Genomic DNA, 14,781 nt, shown 5'->3' with positions numbered 1-14,781 from the left:
GTTGTCGTGCGCACGTGTGTGCAGCGTGAAGGCTACCGCGCCGCCGACCTGCCGCCTTCACCCCAGGTCCCCCCACCGTCAACCGGTCACCATTCGAGCGCCCAGGGGCGGCCCGTCCCGGCGAAGTGGCCCACGTTCACGCACTCGGTCGCGCCGATCCGCATCCGGCGCGCAAGCGGCTGATGGACGTGCCCGAAGAGCGAATAGCGGGGCTTGGTGCGGCGGATCGCGGCCAGCAGCGCCCGGCTTCCGCGTTCGAAACGGCGCGCCACCGTGTCGTAGACCAGCTCGGGAACCTCCGGCGGGATGTGCGTGCACAGCACGTCGACCTCGCCGACCGCCTCGATCTTCGCCGCGTACTCCTCGTCGCTGATCTCGTACGGCGTCCGCATGGGCGTCGTCAGGCCGCCGCCCACGAAGCCGAAGGTCCGGCCGCCGATCTCCACCTGCTGGCCGTCGAGGACCGTGGTGCCGGGCCGGGCGTACTCGTTCCACAGGGTCGGCATATCGACATTGCCGTACGTGGCGTACGTCGGGTCGGGGAACGCCGCGAACATCTCGGCGTACTGCCTGCGCACCGCCTTCTCGATGGCCCCGGCCCGGTCCGCGCCGATGCCGGCCCACAGCCGCGCGCCGAACTCCCGGGCCTCCTCGAAGCGGCGGGCGGTGCGCAGCTCGACGATACGGTCGGCGTTCTCCTTGCCGAACAGGTCGGGGAAGATGCCACGGGAGTGGTCGGCGTAGTCGAGGAAGAGGACCAGGTCGCCCAGGCAGATCAGGGCGTCGGCACCCTCCCCGGCCCGGGCCAGGTCCCGGGCGTTGCCGTGCACGTCACTGACCACGTGGATGCGCGTTCTTCGGTTACCGGAGGGTGTGGATGCCATGGCGATCAAGCGTAGGCGTGTGCGGTGTGCGTGAACAGTGTCGGCCATGCCTGCGGTTACTCGCCGGTCGGTTCAGCCGTGGACTACTGTGCGCGAAGGAACGCCAACATGTGTGACGCAGCGAACATCTCACCGGGAACCCCTGTCGGGAACGCCATACCGGCGGGTAACGTCCGGGCCGTCCAGTCGTGCTCTGGATTTCAACAGCTGAATTCCCCGAGCACTTGCCCGAGCCTTGGACCGCACCGTCGCATCACACAGTGTCGTGGCGTCGGCGCCCTATGAGGAGCAGCAGTCTTGCGCGAGTTCAGCCTTCCGGCTTTGTACGAGGTCCCCGCGGACGGCAATCTGACCGACATCGTCCGCAGAAACGCCGCGCAGCATCCCGACGTCTCCGTCATCGCCCGTAAGGCCGGCGGTGCCTGGCAGGACGTGACCGCCCGGGAGTTCCTGGCCGAGGTGCACACTGCCGCCAAGGGCCTCATCGCCGCCGGTGTGCAGCCGGGCGACCGGGTGGGCCTGATGTCCCGCACCCGGTACGAGTGGACGCTCCTGGACTTCGCGATCTGGAGCGCGGGCGCGGTCACCGTGCCGGTGTACGAGACCAGCTCGCCGGAGCAGGTGCGGTGGATCCTGTCCGACTCGGGCGCGACGGCGTGCATCGTGGAGCTGGACAACCACGCGGCGGCCGTGGAGTCGGTGCGGGAGTCGCTGCCCGCCCTCAAGCACGTCTGGCAGATCGAGGCCGGCGGTGTGGAGGAGCTCGGGCGGCTCGGACAGGACGTGTCGGACCAGACGGTCGAGGAGCGCAGCTCGCTCGCCAAGGCCGACGACCCGGCGACCATCGTGTACACGAGCGGTACCACCGGCCGCCCCAAGGGCTGTGTGCTCACCCACCGCAGCTTCTTCGCCGAGTGCGGCAACATCGTGGAGCGGCTGCGCCCCCTGTTCCGTACCGGTGAGTGCTCGGTGCTGCTCTTCCTGCCGCTCGCGCACGTCTTCGGCCGGCTGGTGCAGATCGCCCCGATGATGGCGCCGATCAAGCTGGGCTGCGTCCCGGACATCAAGCACCTCACCGACGAACTGGCCGCCTTCCGCCCGACGCTGGTCCTCGGCGTCCCGCGGGTCTTCGAGAAGGTCTACAACTCCGCGCGGGCCAAGGCGCAGGCGGACGGCAAGGGCGCGATCTTCGACAAGGCGGCGGACGCCGCGATCGCCTACAGCAAGGCGCTGGACAGCGCTTCCGGCCCGTCGTTCGGCCTGAAGGTCAAGCACAAGGTCTTCGACAAGCTGGTCTACAGCAAGCTGCGCGCGGTCCTCGGCGGCCGGGGCGAGTACGCCATCTCCGGCGGTGCCCCGCTGGGCGAGCGGCTCGGCCACTTCTTCCGGGGCATCGGCTTCACGGTGCTGGAGGGCTACGGCCTGACCGAGTCCTGTGCGGCGACCGCGTTCAACCCCTGGGACCGGCAGAAGATCGGCACGGTCGGGCAGCCGCTGCCCGGCTCGGTGATCCGGATAGCAGACGACGGCGAGGTGCTGCTGCACGGCGAGCACCTGTTCAAGGAGTACTGGAACAACCCGGGCGCGACCGCGGAGGCGCTGGCCGACGGCTGGTTCCACACCGGTGACATCGGCACCCTGGACGAGGACGGCTACCTCAGGATCACCGGCCGCAAGAAGGAGATCATCGTCACCGCGGGCGGCAAGAACGTGGCCCCGGCCGTGATCGAGGACCGGATCCGGGCGCACGCGCTGGTCGCGGAGTGCATGGTGGTGGGCGACGGGCGGCCGTTCGTGGGCGCGCTGGTCACCATCGACGAGGAGTTCCTGGGCCGTTGGGCCGCCGAGCACGGCAAGCCGGCGGGTTCCACCACGGCGTCGCTGAAGGACGACCCGGATCTGATGGCGGCGATCCAGGCGGCGGTCGACGACGGCAACGCCGCGGTGTCGAAGGCGGAATCGGTGCGGAAGTTCCGCATTCTTCCCTCCCAGTTCACGGAGGAGTCGGGCCACCTCACCCCGTCGCTGAAGCTCAAGCGGAACGTGGTGGCGAAGGACTACGCGAACGAGATCGAGGCGATCTACGCGAAGTAGCGTGCCTCCGGCCGGATGTGACGGAGTGTCATGGCGCGGTGTCCTCGGCGAGGACCCGCGCCATCGTGCGTTCGGCGAGCGCGGTGATGGTGACGAAGGGGTTCACGCCGATGTTGCCGGGCACGAGCGAGCCGTCGGTGACGTACAGCCGCGTACAGCCCTTCACGCGGCCGTAGTCGTCGGTGGCCCGGCCGAGGACACAGCCGCCCAGCGGGTGGTACGTGAAGTCGTCCGCGAAGATCTTGCTGGTGGACCCGAAGAGGTCGTACCGGTAGATGGTCGCGTTGGCCAGGTTGATCCGGTCGAACAGCTTCTTCGCCATGGCGACGGACACCGCGCTCTGGGCGGCGGTCCAGCCCAGCTTCACCGAACCGGAGGCGGAGTCGTAGGTGAACGACGCCCGTTCGGGGTTCTTGGTGATCGCCAGGTAGAGACTGATCCAGTGCTCGAAGCCCATGGGCAGCGGGGCGATCTCGGCGAAGACCGGGTTGTCGGCGTTGGCCCAGTCGTCGATGCCCATCACGGGCATGGTCGCCTGGTTGGCGCCGACGGTGTCCCATACGTGGTTGGCGCGGCCGAGCATGGTGTTGCCGTTGGTGCCCCAGCCCGCGCCCACGGCGGAGTTCAGGTCGGGCAGGGTGCCGGTGTCCCGGGCGCGGACGAGGAGTTCGGTGGTGCCGAGGCTGCCGCCGCCGAGGAACAGGTAGGTGCAGCCGTACTGCTTGCTCTCCACGACGGTGCCGGTGGGATCGATCCGGTCGGCGGTGAGGACGTACGATCCGTCGCTCGCCCTGCTGATGGACTTCACCTTCTCCAGGGTGTGGATGGTGACGTTGCCGGTGCCGAGCGCCGCGGCGAGGTACGTCTTGTCGAGGCTGCGCTTGCCGTGGTTGTTGCCGTAGATGACCTCACCGGCGAGCGCTGACTTCGTCGCCGTACCGGCGGCTTCCTGCTGCATGTAGCCGAAGTCGTACACGTTCGGCACGAAGGTGGTCTTCAGGCCCGCGTTGCCGGCGGCCTTCCGGGAGGTGCGGGTGAACCGGTACCACTCCGTGGCCTCGAACCAGGACGGGTCGATGGTGTTGACGCCCAGCATGGCGCGGGCGCGCGGGTAGTAGGTGCCGTACATCTCGTCGGCGTCCACGGTCGGGAACTGCTCGGTGAAGTACGACTTCAGCGGGGTGACCGCCATGCCGCCGTTGACCAGTGAGCCACCGCCGACGCCCCGGCCGACGTACACGGACATGCTGTCGTAGTGCACCCGGTCGAGGACGCCCGGGTAGGCGCTGATGGCCTTGTTGACCACGTCCAGCCACAGGAAGGTGGCGAGCGGGGCCTCGGTGCGGGTGCGGAACCACATGGAGCGCTGGTCGGGGGCGCTGGTGGAGCAGAACACCTTGCCGTCGCCGCCGGCGGTGTTCCAGAGGCGGCCCATTTCCAGGACGAGGGTACGGATGCCGGCCTGGGCGAGGCGGAGGGCGGCCACGGCGCCGCCGTAGCCGGAGCCGACGACTATCGCCGGGGCGTGTTCGACTGCGTCGGGCTCGGCGGCTTTGGCCGACTGGAGTCCGATGCGGGTGAAGCCGAGGGTGGCCGCGGTCTGGAGTGCGGCCATACCGAGTATGTGACGTCTTGTCAGCTGACGTCTCATCAGGTTTGGGGTCATGTCCGCAGCATGGGCGGATTACGGGATTCCGCCAAGGGCTCCGCTGTAGGTTGTCGCGCAGTTCCCCGCGCCCCTTAGGGGGTTTCCCTACAGCAAGTCTTTGAGTTTCTCGGCGAGTAGGTCCCAGCGCCAGCGCTCTTCCACCCACTGGCGTCCCCGCTCCCCCATCCTGCGGCGCAGTTCGGGGTCCTGGAGCAGGGGGATGATGCGGTCGGCTGCCGCTGCCGGGTCGCCGCCCCGGACCACCCAGCCGGTCTCCCCGTCGAGTACGGCGTCGGGGGCGCCGCCCGAGTCTCCCGCGACCACCGGCAGGCCGGTTGCCGACGCCTCCAGGTAGACGATCCCCAAGCCCTCCACGTCCAGGCCGCCTCGCCGCGTTCGGCAGGGCATGGCGAAGACGTCGCCCGCGCCGTAGTGGGCCGGCAGGTCGGACCAGGGGACGGAGCCGGTGAAGCGGACCGACGAGTCCACGCCCCTCTCGTGGGCGAGGCGGCGCAGGTCCTGCTCGTAGGGGCCGCCGCCGACGATGAGCAGGACGGTGTCGGGCTCGGCGGCGAGGATGCGGGGCATGGCCTGGATCAAGGTGTCCTGGCCCTTGCGCGGGACCAGGCGGGAGACGCAGACCACGACCGGGCGGTCGGTGAGGCCGAGGCGGGCGCGGACCTCGTCGCCGCCGGAGCCGGGGTGGAAGGTCTTCTCGTCGACTCCGGGCGGCAGCTGGACCATGCGGCTCGCCGCCGCCGGGGTGAGCGCCGTGGCGATGCGTGAGCGCGTGTACTCGCCCAGGTAAGTGATGGTGTCCGTCGACTCGCCGATCCGGCGCAGCAGTTGCCGGGCGGCGGGCAGCTGGGCCCAGCCGGCCTCGTGGCCGTGGGTGGTGGCCACCAGCCGCTCGGCGCCCGCCCTGCGCAGGGCCGGGGCCATGAGGCCGAGCGGTGCCGCGGCGCCGAACCACACCGAGGTGCAGCCGTGCTCGCGCAGCAGCCCGGCCGCCCGCCGGGTCGCCTGCGGGGTCGGCAGCAGCATCGTCGTACGGTCGCGTACGACGGTGAAGGGCTGCTCGGCGTCGAAGGCGGCCGTGGCCTCGATACCCTCCCTGCCGCGCTTCCAGGTGGAGGCGTAGACGACCAGCCGGCCGGGGTCCAGGCGGAGGGCCATGTTGTGCAGGAAGGCCTGGATGCCGCCCGGCCGGGGCGGGAAGTCGTTGGTGACGATCAGGGTCTTGTGCATCGCCGCCGACCCTACCGAATCGGCCGGCCCCGGCCGCGACCGAATGGGCCGTCCCCGGCCGGGCGCGGCCGGGTCTGTGGCATGCGCACGGCCGGTCGGGTCATCATGGTCACGCGAGAGCGGACGAACACGGAAACGAACACCGGCGCGGACACCGACGCGGGAATCGAACGGCAAGGGGAGCACGTGGAGACCAAAGGCGCCGGGCGATCCCTGGCATGGCTGCTCGCGACCTGGGTCGTCACCCGTGCGGTGCTGCTGCTGTTCGCGTTCCAGGTGTACACCTTCCCCGGGCCGGACGTCACCTCCGACGTCTCGGTGATCTACCGGGGGTGGTACGAGGTGCTGCGCCACGGAACGTTTCCGTTGGACGACGTGACCTGGCAGTACCCGCCGGCCGCCGCCCTCCCGGTCCTCTCCCCCGCCCTCCTGCCGTTCCTGTCCTACGCGCACGCCTTCTACCTGCTGGCGTTCCTCGCCGACGCGGTCGTGCTGGCGCTGCTGCTGTATCCCCGCCGGCGGCCCGGCCGGTCCCTGCGCGGTGCCTGGGTGTGGGTGGCGGGCGCCCCGCTGCTCGGCCCGACGGTGTACGCCCGGTACGACGTGATGGTGACCGCGGTGGCCGTGGCGGCACTGATCGCCGGGGCCCGGCATCCGCGGGTGATGGGCACGCTGACCGCGTTCGGGGCCCTGCTGAAGGTGTGGCCGGTGCTGCTGCTGGTCGGTGCCGTGCGGCGGCGGGCCTGGGCGTCGGCCGCGGTGACCGCCGCCGGGCTCGCGGCGCTGTTCGCGGTGTCCATGCCGGGCGCCTTCGCCTTCCTGACCTTCCAGCGGAACCGGGGCACCGAGGTGGAGTCGCTGGGCGCCCTGGTCTTCCATGTGGCCCGGCACTTCGGCTGGCACGGCGAGGTGCTGCTGAACTACGGGTCGATCGAGTTCCTCGGCCCGCATGTGACCCAGGTCAGCTCGGCGGCGCTGGCGCTGACCGTGGGCGCGTTCGGCTGGCTGCTGCTGTGGCGGCTGCGGGTGACCCGCAGGGCCCCGCACACGCTCGCGGAGGCGGCCTTCACCGCCGTTCTGCTGTTCACGGTGACCAGCCGGGTGATCAGCCCGCAGTACCTGGTGTGGCTGATCGGCCTGGCCGCGGTCTGCCTGTCGTACCGGGCGAGCCGGATGGGGGCGCCCGCGCTGATGGTGGTGGCCGCGTCCTTCGTGACGGTCCTGGAGTTCCCGCTCGGCTTCTCGCACGTGGTGCTGAGCGACCGCTACGGCGTCCTGCTGCTGGTGCTGCGCAACGGCCTGCTCGTCGCCGCCTCGGTCACGGCGGCCCGCCGCCTGTGGCGCTCGACCGTCACCCCGACCCCCACCGCACCCCTACCCCCCGAACCGGCCCGCCCACGGCAGACCCCGGTCTCCTCCTGACCCAGCCACCCACGACAGCCCCCGCCTACGGGAAAACGCCGGCCACCACACCACACCCACACCACCAGCCTGGCGACACGGCCCTGGTCTTCTCCTGACTCAGCCAGCCCACGACACCCGGCAAGCCACGACAGCCCCCGGCCTCCGGGGAAACGCCGGGCGCCGCACCACACCCGCACCGCCCCACCGACCCGGCAACGCGACCCCGGTCCCTCCCGGCTCAGCCGGTGTGGGACAGGGACGGCGCCCCGGCTTCCGCGGGGCGGTCGGTTCTTCGCAGCAGGGCTGCCGCGGTCGCGCATTGCACGGCCATCGCGAGCGCCAGCGCCAGGCACACGCCGGGCAGGCCCAGGCCGCCGAGTGCGTACACGAGGGGCAGCTGGACGGCCGTGCCGAGCAGCGTGACCCGGAGCAGGGCCGGGGCTCTGCCGCTGCCCTCAGCACACCGAGGAGGGCGCGAGCGCCGCCCCGCGCCGGGTGCTGTCCCTGACCGGCGAGGGCCGGGCGGAGCTGCTGGAGCGGCTGCGCCACCCCAAGCAGACGGAGATCACCGACCAGGTCCGCTTCAACACGCTCCTGGCCTTCCTGCGGCACCTGGACGACCCCGCCGAGCAGGCCGCCGTACTGCGCCGCCGGCTGGACTTCCTGCAGACCCCCGCGAGCTTCTTCTACCGGGCGGGCGAGCCGGTGCGCGCGGAGGAGGCCGGGGATCTGTTCCGGGAGGGCATGCTGCGGGTCGCCCGGGCCACCGGGAAGGCGGAGCGGGCCTGGCTGCGCGAGGCCGTCGAGACGCTCAGCGCATCCGACTGACCTGCCGGGCAAGGGATTTGTCGGTCACTCGGTCCGGCTCAGCTGCGCCCGCACATACTCCCGCCACTGCTCGGTGAACGCCCCCGGCGTGGTGCCGAACACCTTCTCCAGCGCGTCCTCGACCGCGCCCGCCCGTTTCCCGTGGGCGCCGACGGCGCGGTAGAAGGCGTCGAGCCGGGCCGTGCCCCAGTGGTCGGCGATCATCCGGCAGGCCAGCCAGCCGCCCTCGTAGGCCCGCGCGAGCTCGGCCGGGTCGCTGGTGAAGCCGAAGTCCTTGTCGGCCGGGAGCGCGGTGGGGGCGTGGCCGTCCTGGACGGCGCGGGTCAGTTCCGGCGCGACCTCGGTGGGAGTGCGGCCGGTGCCGAGGTAGCCGATCCAGTCCGCGTAGCCCTCGGAGAGCCACAGCGGGGTCGCGGCGGTGGTGTGCGCACGGGTGGCCACATGGGTGGTCTCGTGGGTGAGCACCACCTGTTTGCCGAGGTCACCGAGGATGGCGTAGGCCTCCGGGTTGACGACCACCCGGTCCGCCGGTGCCCGGCCGGAGCCTCCCGCCTCACCGGTGGTGACGGCGGCGATGCCCCGGTAGTTGGAGGCGGGCGAGCCGAGCAGTCCCGCCATGCCCCGCAGGGACCGCGGGACGAGGACGACGACATGGCGGGTCCAGTCGGTGCCCCAGGCCCGGGAGACGGCCGGGACCGCGTGGTCGGCCAGCGTGGCGTACACGCGCAGCTGGGCGGCCGTCCGGCCGGTGCCCAGCACCAGGCTGTGCGCGCCCTTGACTGCGGTCACCGGGCCCTGGTCCCACAGCTGCTGTCCGGCCTTCTCGGCCGGCTCGTCGGCGGTGACGTACCACCTGCCGGCGGCGGTGCGGCCGAGGGTGAAGGTGCGGCGGGCGTCGACCGGGGCCTTGTCGTAGCCGGCGACGCGGTAGCTGAGGTCGGCGTCGGCGGTGGCGCCGGAGGAGGTGCGGCGTACGGCGGTGACCCGGTAGGACCAGGAGGCCAGCGGGAGGGCGCGCAGCCGGGTGTACTCGGTGCGGGCGCCCGTGGCGTCGTACGCCCGCTCGTCATGGCCGAGGAGGGCCGCGGAGCGCCGGTCGAGCAGATGCTGCACCTCGGTACGGACGGAGCCGGCCGTCGTGCCGCCGCCGCATCCGGCCAGCGGCAGCAGCAGCCCGAGCCCTACGGCTCCCATGCTCCACGCCCGCCTGCGACCAGCCACTTCCCGATCGTAACGGCGAGCGGCGCGATCAGGGCCGGGTGACCGAGGAGATGGGCATCATCCCGACCGGGTCGTAGCGCACCGCCGCTCCCGGATAGGGCGCGTGGATGACCTGCCCGTTGCCGACGTACATCCCCACATGGCTGGCGTCGGAGCGGTAGACCACCAGGTCACCGGGGCGGGCCTGGGAGAGCGGGATCTGCCGGCCGGCGAAGCGCTGCTCCTGCGAGGTGCGCGGCAGCTCCATCCCGGCGTGCGCGTACGACCACTGCATCAGGCCCGAGCAGTCGAAGCCGGAGGGGCCGCTGGCGCCCCACACGTACGGCCGGCCGAGGGCGGAGCGGGCGGCGGCCACCGCGGCGGCGGCGCGGGCGTCCGGGGCGTCGGAACCGAGGGCGCCGGTCAGGCCGGGCAGACCGGCGAGGTCGGCCAGATCGGCGCGGCCGGAGTCGTCGGAGCGCGAGGCCCGGCCGAACGCGGCGCGCTCGGCGGGCGGGAGCGCGTTGAGCAGGTGCCGGGCCCTGGCGAGCTTCTTCTCCACGGTCCGCTTGTGCGCGGCCACGGCCTTGCGGCTGTTCGCCAGCTCGGCGAGCTTCCCGGCCGCCGCCACACGCTCCCCGACGAGTTCCCGCATCGCCGACTGCAGCTCCCGCAGCTGCCCGGTCTGCTGGGCGCCGATGCGGTCGAGGGTGGAGGCCCGGTCCAGGTAGTCGCCGGGGTCGTCGGAGAAGAGCAGCGCGAGGGCCGGGTCGATGCCGCCCGCGCGGTACTGGGCGCCGGCCAGCGAACCGAGCTGCTCCCGCAGGGTGTTGATGCGCTCCTGCTGCCGGGCGATGCGGTCCTGGGCCGCGCGTACCTCGCGGCGCAGCGTGCCCGCCCGCTCCTGGGCCTTGTCGTAGTCCTGGGTCGCCTGCTCGGCCTCCTGGTAGAGCCGGTCCACCTCGGCGCGGGAGTCGCCGTGCGGGGCCGCGTGCGCCGGTACGGCGCCGAGCGCGGCGGCCGCGGCCGACAGCAGGCACAGGGCGACGGCGCCCCGGTCGAATCCGGAGGAGGCAATACGGCGGTGAGAGCCCACGGCAGTCCTTCTGCTGGCGGACAAGACTGCTTCCCCGGCGCCTGGGGACGGGGAGGCCCCGGCGCCGGGGAAACGCGGCAGACAGTAGCCGTGCGGAAAGGCCGGGACCAAAGCGCCCAGTGGTGACACACAGTGACGCCCCGCCGGTTACGCAGGTAACTGGCGGGGCGTGGAGTCAGTTCCGGTACACGGGATTCGCCCGTTCGGGCGCCCCCGTTGCAGTGTTTCTCGCGGAGGACGAGGTCAGACGCGGACGCCGAACTGGAACGGCATGTCGGACATCGCCTCGTAGCGGACCACCGCGCCGGTGTGCGGGGCGTGCAGCACCTGGCCGTTGCCCGCGTACAGGCCCACGTGGTGCAGGTCGCCGTAGAAGAACACCAGGTCGCCGACCTGCAGCTGGTCGACCGAGCTGATCCGGGTGCCGATGTTGGCCTGGGCCTCGGAGGTGCGGGGTATGGAGACGCCGGCCTGGGCGTAGGCCCAGGAGGTCAGACCCGAGCAGTCGTAGGAGGACGGGCCGGTGGCACCGTAGACGTAAGGCTTGCCGATCTGGCTCTGGGCGGCGGAGAAGGCCGCCCCGGCACGGCCGGAGGCCGGCGGGGTGTCACCGAGGTGCACCCGGTCGCTGGAGGAACGGTCGGCGCGCTGCTGCTGGGCGGCCAGCTCCTGCTTCTCCTTGGCCGTCAGGGTGTTGAGGAGCTTCTGCGCGTCGGCGAGCTTGCCCTGGACTTCCTTCTTCTTCTGCTCCAGCTCGGTGCGCGTGGAGGAGAGGTCCTTGAGCTTCTGGCTGGCTTCCGCCCGCTCCTGGGCCAGTTCGCGCTGTTTGTCCTGAATCTTCTTCAGTGCGTCGACCTGCTGGGCGCTCAGCTGGTCGAGCGTGGACGCCTTGTCGAGGAAGTCGTCCGGGTTGGAGGACAGGAAGAGCTGGACCGAGGGGTCAATGCCGCCGGAGCGGTACTGCGAGGTGGCCAGCGAACCCAGGCCGTCGCGCAGCTTGTTGAGGTCCTGCTGACCCCGGGCGACATTGTCCTGGATGGTGGATATTTCCTTCTGCAGCTTCTGCTGCTTCTCCTTCGCCCCGTTGAACTTCTCGGTGGCCTGCTCGGCCTCCTCGTAGAGCTTGTCGACCTTGGCCTTGACCTGGTCCTTGCTGAGCTTCTGGCTCGGCGCGGCGTTGGCGGCATTGGCGCTCAGCACGACGGCGGCGGCGGCCGCGGTGGTCAGGACGGTCACGCGGGCGCGACTCTGCTGCTTGGGTCGACGGTGGGACGCCACGGAGGACGAACTCCTTCTTGTGAGTGAGTGAGCGATCACCCGTTCGGAGGTTCGGACCCAGACCCTAGTGACCTTCTTGTGATCAGTTCAAATCCTCACACCAGAAAATCCCATCACGCAATGCAATCTTTGCACTTGACTCACATGCAGTGATCCACGATCGACACTACGTTGCGTGGCGATACGCCCAATTCGGGCATTGCCTATGCCCGTTGGACCTTCAGGACAGTCGCTTGAGAAGCACCGCAGACGCGACCGGACGGGCACCCGCCTTGGCGACCCCGTCGGCCACCTCCCGGTCGGTGGAGGCGACGATGACCGGACGGCCCGGCGGCTCCGCGCGCACGAGCTGGCGGATCAGCTCGTCCGCCGTGACGCCCGGCTTGGAGAACAGCACCCGCACCCCGCGCGGCGGTGCGAGCAGCACCGGCGCGGCCAGTTCGGCGCCGTCGAAGACACACGTCACCTCGGCGCCGGTCTGCGCGGCGAGCGCGGAGAGCTGGCCGAGGAGCCTGAGCCGCTGCTTCTCCAGCGGCATCTGGGGATAGCCGGTCTTGGTGACGTTGTAGCCGTCGACCACCAGATGCGCCTGCGGCAGCGCGAGCAACTGGTCGAGAATGGCCGGATCATGCTCGGACAGGGCGCGCGCCGCGATGTCCTTCGGTGTCATTCGTCCCGGTTCGACCGCGTCCACGGTCTCGGCGGGCCGCACGGACACCGGCGGCAGGGCGAGTTCGCGCCTGAGCCCCTGGGTCGCGTCCAGCAGGGTGTCCAGCAGCAGCCGTACCCGCATGTCCTCCACGCTGCGGCCCTCGCGGGCCGCCCGGCGGGTGGCCTCCAGCGTGGCCTCGGCCTCGCCGAGCCGGGCCTTGAGCCGGCGGGACTCGCTCTCGGCGGCCGACACCTGTCGGTGCGCCTCGGCACGTACGGCGTCCATCTCGCCGTGAGCCTTGCGCAGGGCGGCCTCGCCGCGCTTGACGTCGCTCAGGGCGGCCCGGAGCTTGCGCTGAAGCGATTCCGCCTCCCTCTTCGCCGACTCCAGCTCCGCGCGCAGCCGTTCGGTCTCGGTGCGGGTATGGTCGCGGGCCTGGGCCAGCTCCGCGCGCAGCCGCTCCAGCTCGGCCCGGCTCTCCTCGTCGGCGCGCTCGGCGTCCGCGCGCTGGGCCTCCTCGCCGGCCGCGGTGACCAGCTTCACCCAGCCCGCCGGGCGCAGTACATAGGCCGCGGCCGCCACGTCGAGCGGGTCCGCGGCCGGGGGCGGCGAGCCGGAGTCGAGGGCGCCGGAGAGTTCCGGCTGGGCCTCTCTGAACTTCTCCCCGATCCGCTGCCGGAACAGCGCGTCGGTCTCCAGCGCCGCCGCCATCGCGTTCCCGGCGAACTTCGCCCGGCGATTGGGGGCGAACCGGGCGTACTGCCTGAGCTGGGCGGGCAGTTCCGTCACGGTCAGCGAGCCGAAACTGTCCGAGACGATCTGTACGACTCTGCGGCGCACCCCGTCGGGCAGCGGACGGTCAAGCACCTCAGCGGTGCCGTCGCCCGGCCCCCCGCCTGCGGTCTCCACCATCCGTCACACCCCACTACGTCACTTCTTCGGGGCCGCTCCGCTCAGGAGCCGGCGCCCGGCCTGTCCACGAGTTCCACCTGGTCCACCGCGTTGCACCAGCGGCACCGCACCGATTCGATGGTCTCACTGACCACCTCGCGCTCCTCCACCGTCGGCTCGCCGGCCAGATCGAGATGGAGGTACTCGACGACCTTCGAGGAACGCGTCACGTCGAACCGGGTGAGGTTGCCGCACAGGGTGCAGCGCCATCGGGTGGTGGCGGTCGGCAGGGGAACCGTCATCGTGGCTGTCCGCTTCCTTCTCTCGCTCATGCTCGCTCCCGCGCCGCCGGGCGACGCGTGTGGCCGTAACCCTACGGCCTGGCAGGGACTCGCCGCTGGTCCGTTCATGGCGGCGAGGCGGTCTGTGAGCTTGCGTCCCGTTACGTCATGCTCTGTGTTCATGATCAGCGAGTGGAGCACGGCGACCGGCAGGGCCCTCAGAGCGGTCCGGAGCGCATCCGCACCCGTGACGTACGGCCTCCTCGCCCTGTGCTGTCTGCTCTTCGTGCTGGGCCCGGCCTCGGGGCTCACGCCCGGATACGGCTCCGGGGACGCCCTGCTCGCCGCGCAGCGGGCGTACTTCCGGCGCTGGGGCGTGGTCCCGGCCGAGCTGTTCGCCGGACCGGTGCGCGAGGCCCTCACTCCCGCCACGGCCCTGTTCGTGCACGGCAGCTGGGTGCATCTGCTCGGCAACATGCTCTTCCTCTTCGTCTTCGGCGCGATGACCGAGGAACGGATGGGCCGGGTGGAGTTCACCCTCTTCTACGTCGGCTGCGGCTATCTGGCACTGCTGGGCTACGCGGCCGCCAATGCCACCTCCACGCAGTCGCTGGTCGGCGCCTCCGGGGCGATCTCGGCGGTCCTCGGAGCGTTCCTCTACCTGTTCCCACGCGCCCGCGTGACCAGTCTTCTGCCGTTCCTGTTCTTCCTGCCGGTGCGGTTCCCGGCGTGGGTCGTGCTGCCGTTCTGGGCGGCACTGCAGTGGGCGGCGGCGCGGCAGAGCTCGGGCGGCCCCGGGGTGGCGTACCTGGCCCACCTCGTCGGCTTCGGGCTCGGCTTCGGCTACGCGTGGGTCCGCTACGGCCGTGCGACTAGAGTGAAGTCCGCCCCAGCTCCGGCACCCGAGGGAGAGAACCAGCCGTGATCACCGCGATCGTCCTCATCAAGACCAGCGTGGACCGGATCCCCGAGATCGCGGAGCAGATCGCTTCGCTGGAGTCGGTGAGCGAGGTCTTCTCCGTCACCGGTACGTATGACTTGATCGCGATGGTCCGGGTGCGGCAGCACGATGATCTCGCCGATGTCATCCCCGGGCGGATCAGCAAGATCCCCGGTGTGGAGGGTACGGACACGCACGTGGCGTTCCGGACGTACTCGCGGCACGATCTTGAGGCGGCCTTCTCGATCGGCCTCGACAACTAGGCGGACCGGGGGGCGCCGGTCGCCTTCTCGTCTGCCGGGTGCGGTACGCCGGCGGGCGCGGGTTCGTTGTGGCT

General features: G+C 71.2%; 12 protein-coding genes and 2 pseudogenes. 5 read left to right on the top strand and 9 right to left on the bottom strand.

Annotated elements, in window-relative coordinates:
- Positions 1 to 86 precede the first annotated feature (86 nt).
- Positions 87 to 884 carry a metallophosphoesterase family protein gene (locus ACWC0C_RS20740; protein WP_450865189.1) on the bottom strand — a complete coding sequence of 266 codons (798 nt, stop codon included), beginning with the start codon at positions 882 to 884 and terminating at the stop codon, positions 87 to 89.
- Between the two features lie 297 nt (positions 885 to 1,181).
- Here ACWC0C_RS20740 and ACWC0C_RS20735 point away from each other — a divergent pair, with 297 nt between their 5' ends.
- The gene (locus tag ACWC0C_RS20735) at positions 1,182 to 2,978 is read left to right on the top strand and encodes an AMP-dependent synthetase/ligase (RefSeq protein WP_450865188.1); all 1,797 of its coding nucleotides are present in this window, start codon (positions 1,182 to 1,184) and stop codon (positions 2,976 to 2,978) included.
- 28 nt (positions 2,979 to 3,006) lie between these two features.
- On the opposite strand, the gene ACWC0C_RS20730 is transcribed toward ACWC0C_RS20735, so the two are convergent.
- A complete protein-coding gene (locus ACWC0C_RS20730) occupies positions 3,007 to 4,629 on the bottom strand; it encodes a GMC oxidoreductase (RefSeq protein WP_450865187.1) in 1,623 nt (540 codons plus the stop codon).
- Between the two features lie 102 nt (positions 4,630 to 4,731).
- Positions 4,732 to 5,874 carry a glycosyltransferase family 4 protein gene (locus ACWC0C_RS20725; protein WP_450865186.1) on the bottom strand — a complete coding sequence of 381 codons (1,143 nt, stop codon included), beginning with the start codon at positions 5,872 to 5,874 and terminating at the stop codon, positions 4,732 to 4,734.
- Between the two features lie 186 nt (positions 5,875 to 6,060).
- Here ACWC0C_RS20725 and ACWC0C_RS20720 point away from each other — a divergent pair, with 186 nt between their 5' ends.
- Entirely contained in the window at positions 6,061 to 7,296 is a 1,236-nt protein-coding gene (locus tag ACWC0C_RS20720) for a glycosyltransferase 87 family protein (protein WP_450865229.1), read from the top strand.
- 220 nt (positions 7,297 to 7,516) lie between these two features.
- On the opposite strand, the pseudogene ACWC0C_RS20715 reads toward ACWC0C_RS20720, so the two are convergent.
- Positions 7,517 to 7,735 (bottom strand): annotated as a pseudogene (locus ACWC0C_RS20715) (MATE family efflux transporter); the annotation flags it as partial.
- Here ACWC0C_RS20715 and ACWC0C_RS20710 point away from each other — a divergent pair.
- Positions 7,735 to 8,106: pseudogene (locus tag ACWC0C_RS20710) on the top strand (PadR family transcriptional regulator); the annotation flags it as partial. The pseudogenes ACWC0C_RS20715 and ACWC0C_RS20710 overlap by 1 nt on opposite strands.
- A gap of 24 nt (positions 8,107 to 8,130) precedes the next feature.
- Here the strand turns inward: ACWC0C_RS20710 and ACWC0C_RS20705 are convergent.
- The 5 genes from ACWC0C_RS20705 to ACWC0C_RS20685 all read right to left on the bottom strand — a co-directional run bounded on the left by ACWC0C_RS20705 (position 8,131) and on the right by ACWC0C_RS20685 (position 13,525).
- On the bottom strand, positions 8,131 to 9,300 hold the full coding sequence (locus ACWC0C_RS20705) for a hypothetical protein (RefSeq protein ID WP_449198356.1): 1,170 nt from the start codon (positions 9,298 to 9,300) through the stop codon (positions 8,131 to 8,133).
- Between the two features lie 55 nt (positions 9,301 to 9,355).
- A complete protein-coding gene (locus tag ACWC0C_RS20700) occupies positions 9,356 to 10,402 on the bottom strand; it encodes an NlpC/P60 family protein (protein ID WP_449198317.1) in 1,047 nt (348 codons plus the stop codon).
- A gap of 243 nt (positions 10,403 to 10,645) precedes the next feature.
- On the bottom strand, positions 10,646 to 11,680 hold the full coding sequence (locus ACWC0C_RS20695) for an NlpC/P60 family protein (protein ID WP_449198316.1): 1,035 nt from the start codon (positions 11,678 to 11,680) through the stop codon (positions 10,646 to 10,648).
- 220 nt (positions 11,681 to 11,900) lie between these two features.
- Positions 11,901 to 13,244 carry an NYN domain-containing protein gene (locus ACWC0C_RS20690; RefSeq protein WP_450865185.1) on the bottom strand — a complete coding sequence of 448 codons (1,344 nt, stop codon included), beginning with the start codon at positions 13,242 to 13,244 and terminating at the stop codon, positions 11,901 to 11,903.
- 41 nt (positions 13,245 to 13,285) lie between these two features.
- The gene (locus ACWC0C_RS20685) at positions 13,286 to 13,525 is read right to left on the bottom strand and encodes a hypothetical protein (RefSeq protein ID WP_030783292.1); all 240 of its coding nucleotides are present in this window, start codon (positions 13,523 to 13,525) and stop codon (positions 13,286 to 13,288) included.
- Between the two features lie 160 nt (positions 13,526 to 13,685).
- On the opposite strand from ACWC0C_RS20685, the gene ACWC0C_RS20680 reads away from it, so the two are divergent.
- Together ACWC0C_RS20680 and ACWC0C_RS20675 are read left to right on the top strand one after the other, a co-directional pair.
- A complete protein-coding gene (locus ACWC0C_RS20680; RefSeq protein ID WP_450865184.1) occupies positions 13,686 to 14,429 on the top strand; it encodes a rhomboid family intramembrane serine protease in 744 nt (247 codons plus the stop codon).
- Complete coding sequence (locus tag ACWC0C_RS20675; protein WP_449198313.1) at positions 14,426 to 14,707, top strand: Lrp/AsnC family transcriptional regulator; 282 nt, start codon at positions 14,426 to 14,428, stop codon at positions 14,705 to 14,707. Before ACWC0C_RS20680 ends, ACWC0C_RS20675 begins: the two co-directional genes overlap by 4 nt.
- Positions 14,708 to 14,781: the final 74 nt, after the last annotated feature.

The organism is Streptomyces sp. NPDC001709 (genome assembly GCF_053596375.1).
The sequence above is the reverse complement of the archived record's forward strand: the minus strand, read 5'-3'. Positions and strand labels throughout refer to the sequence as shown.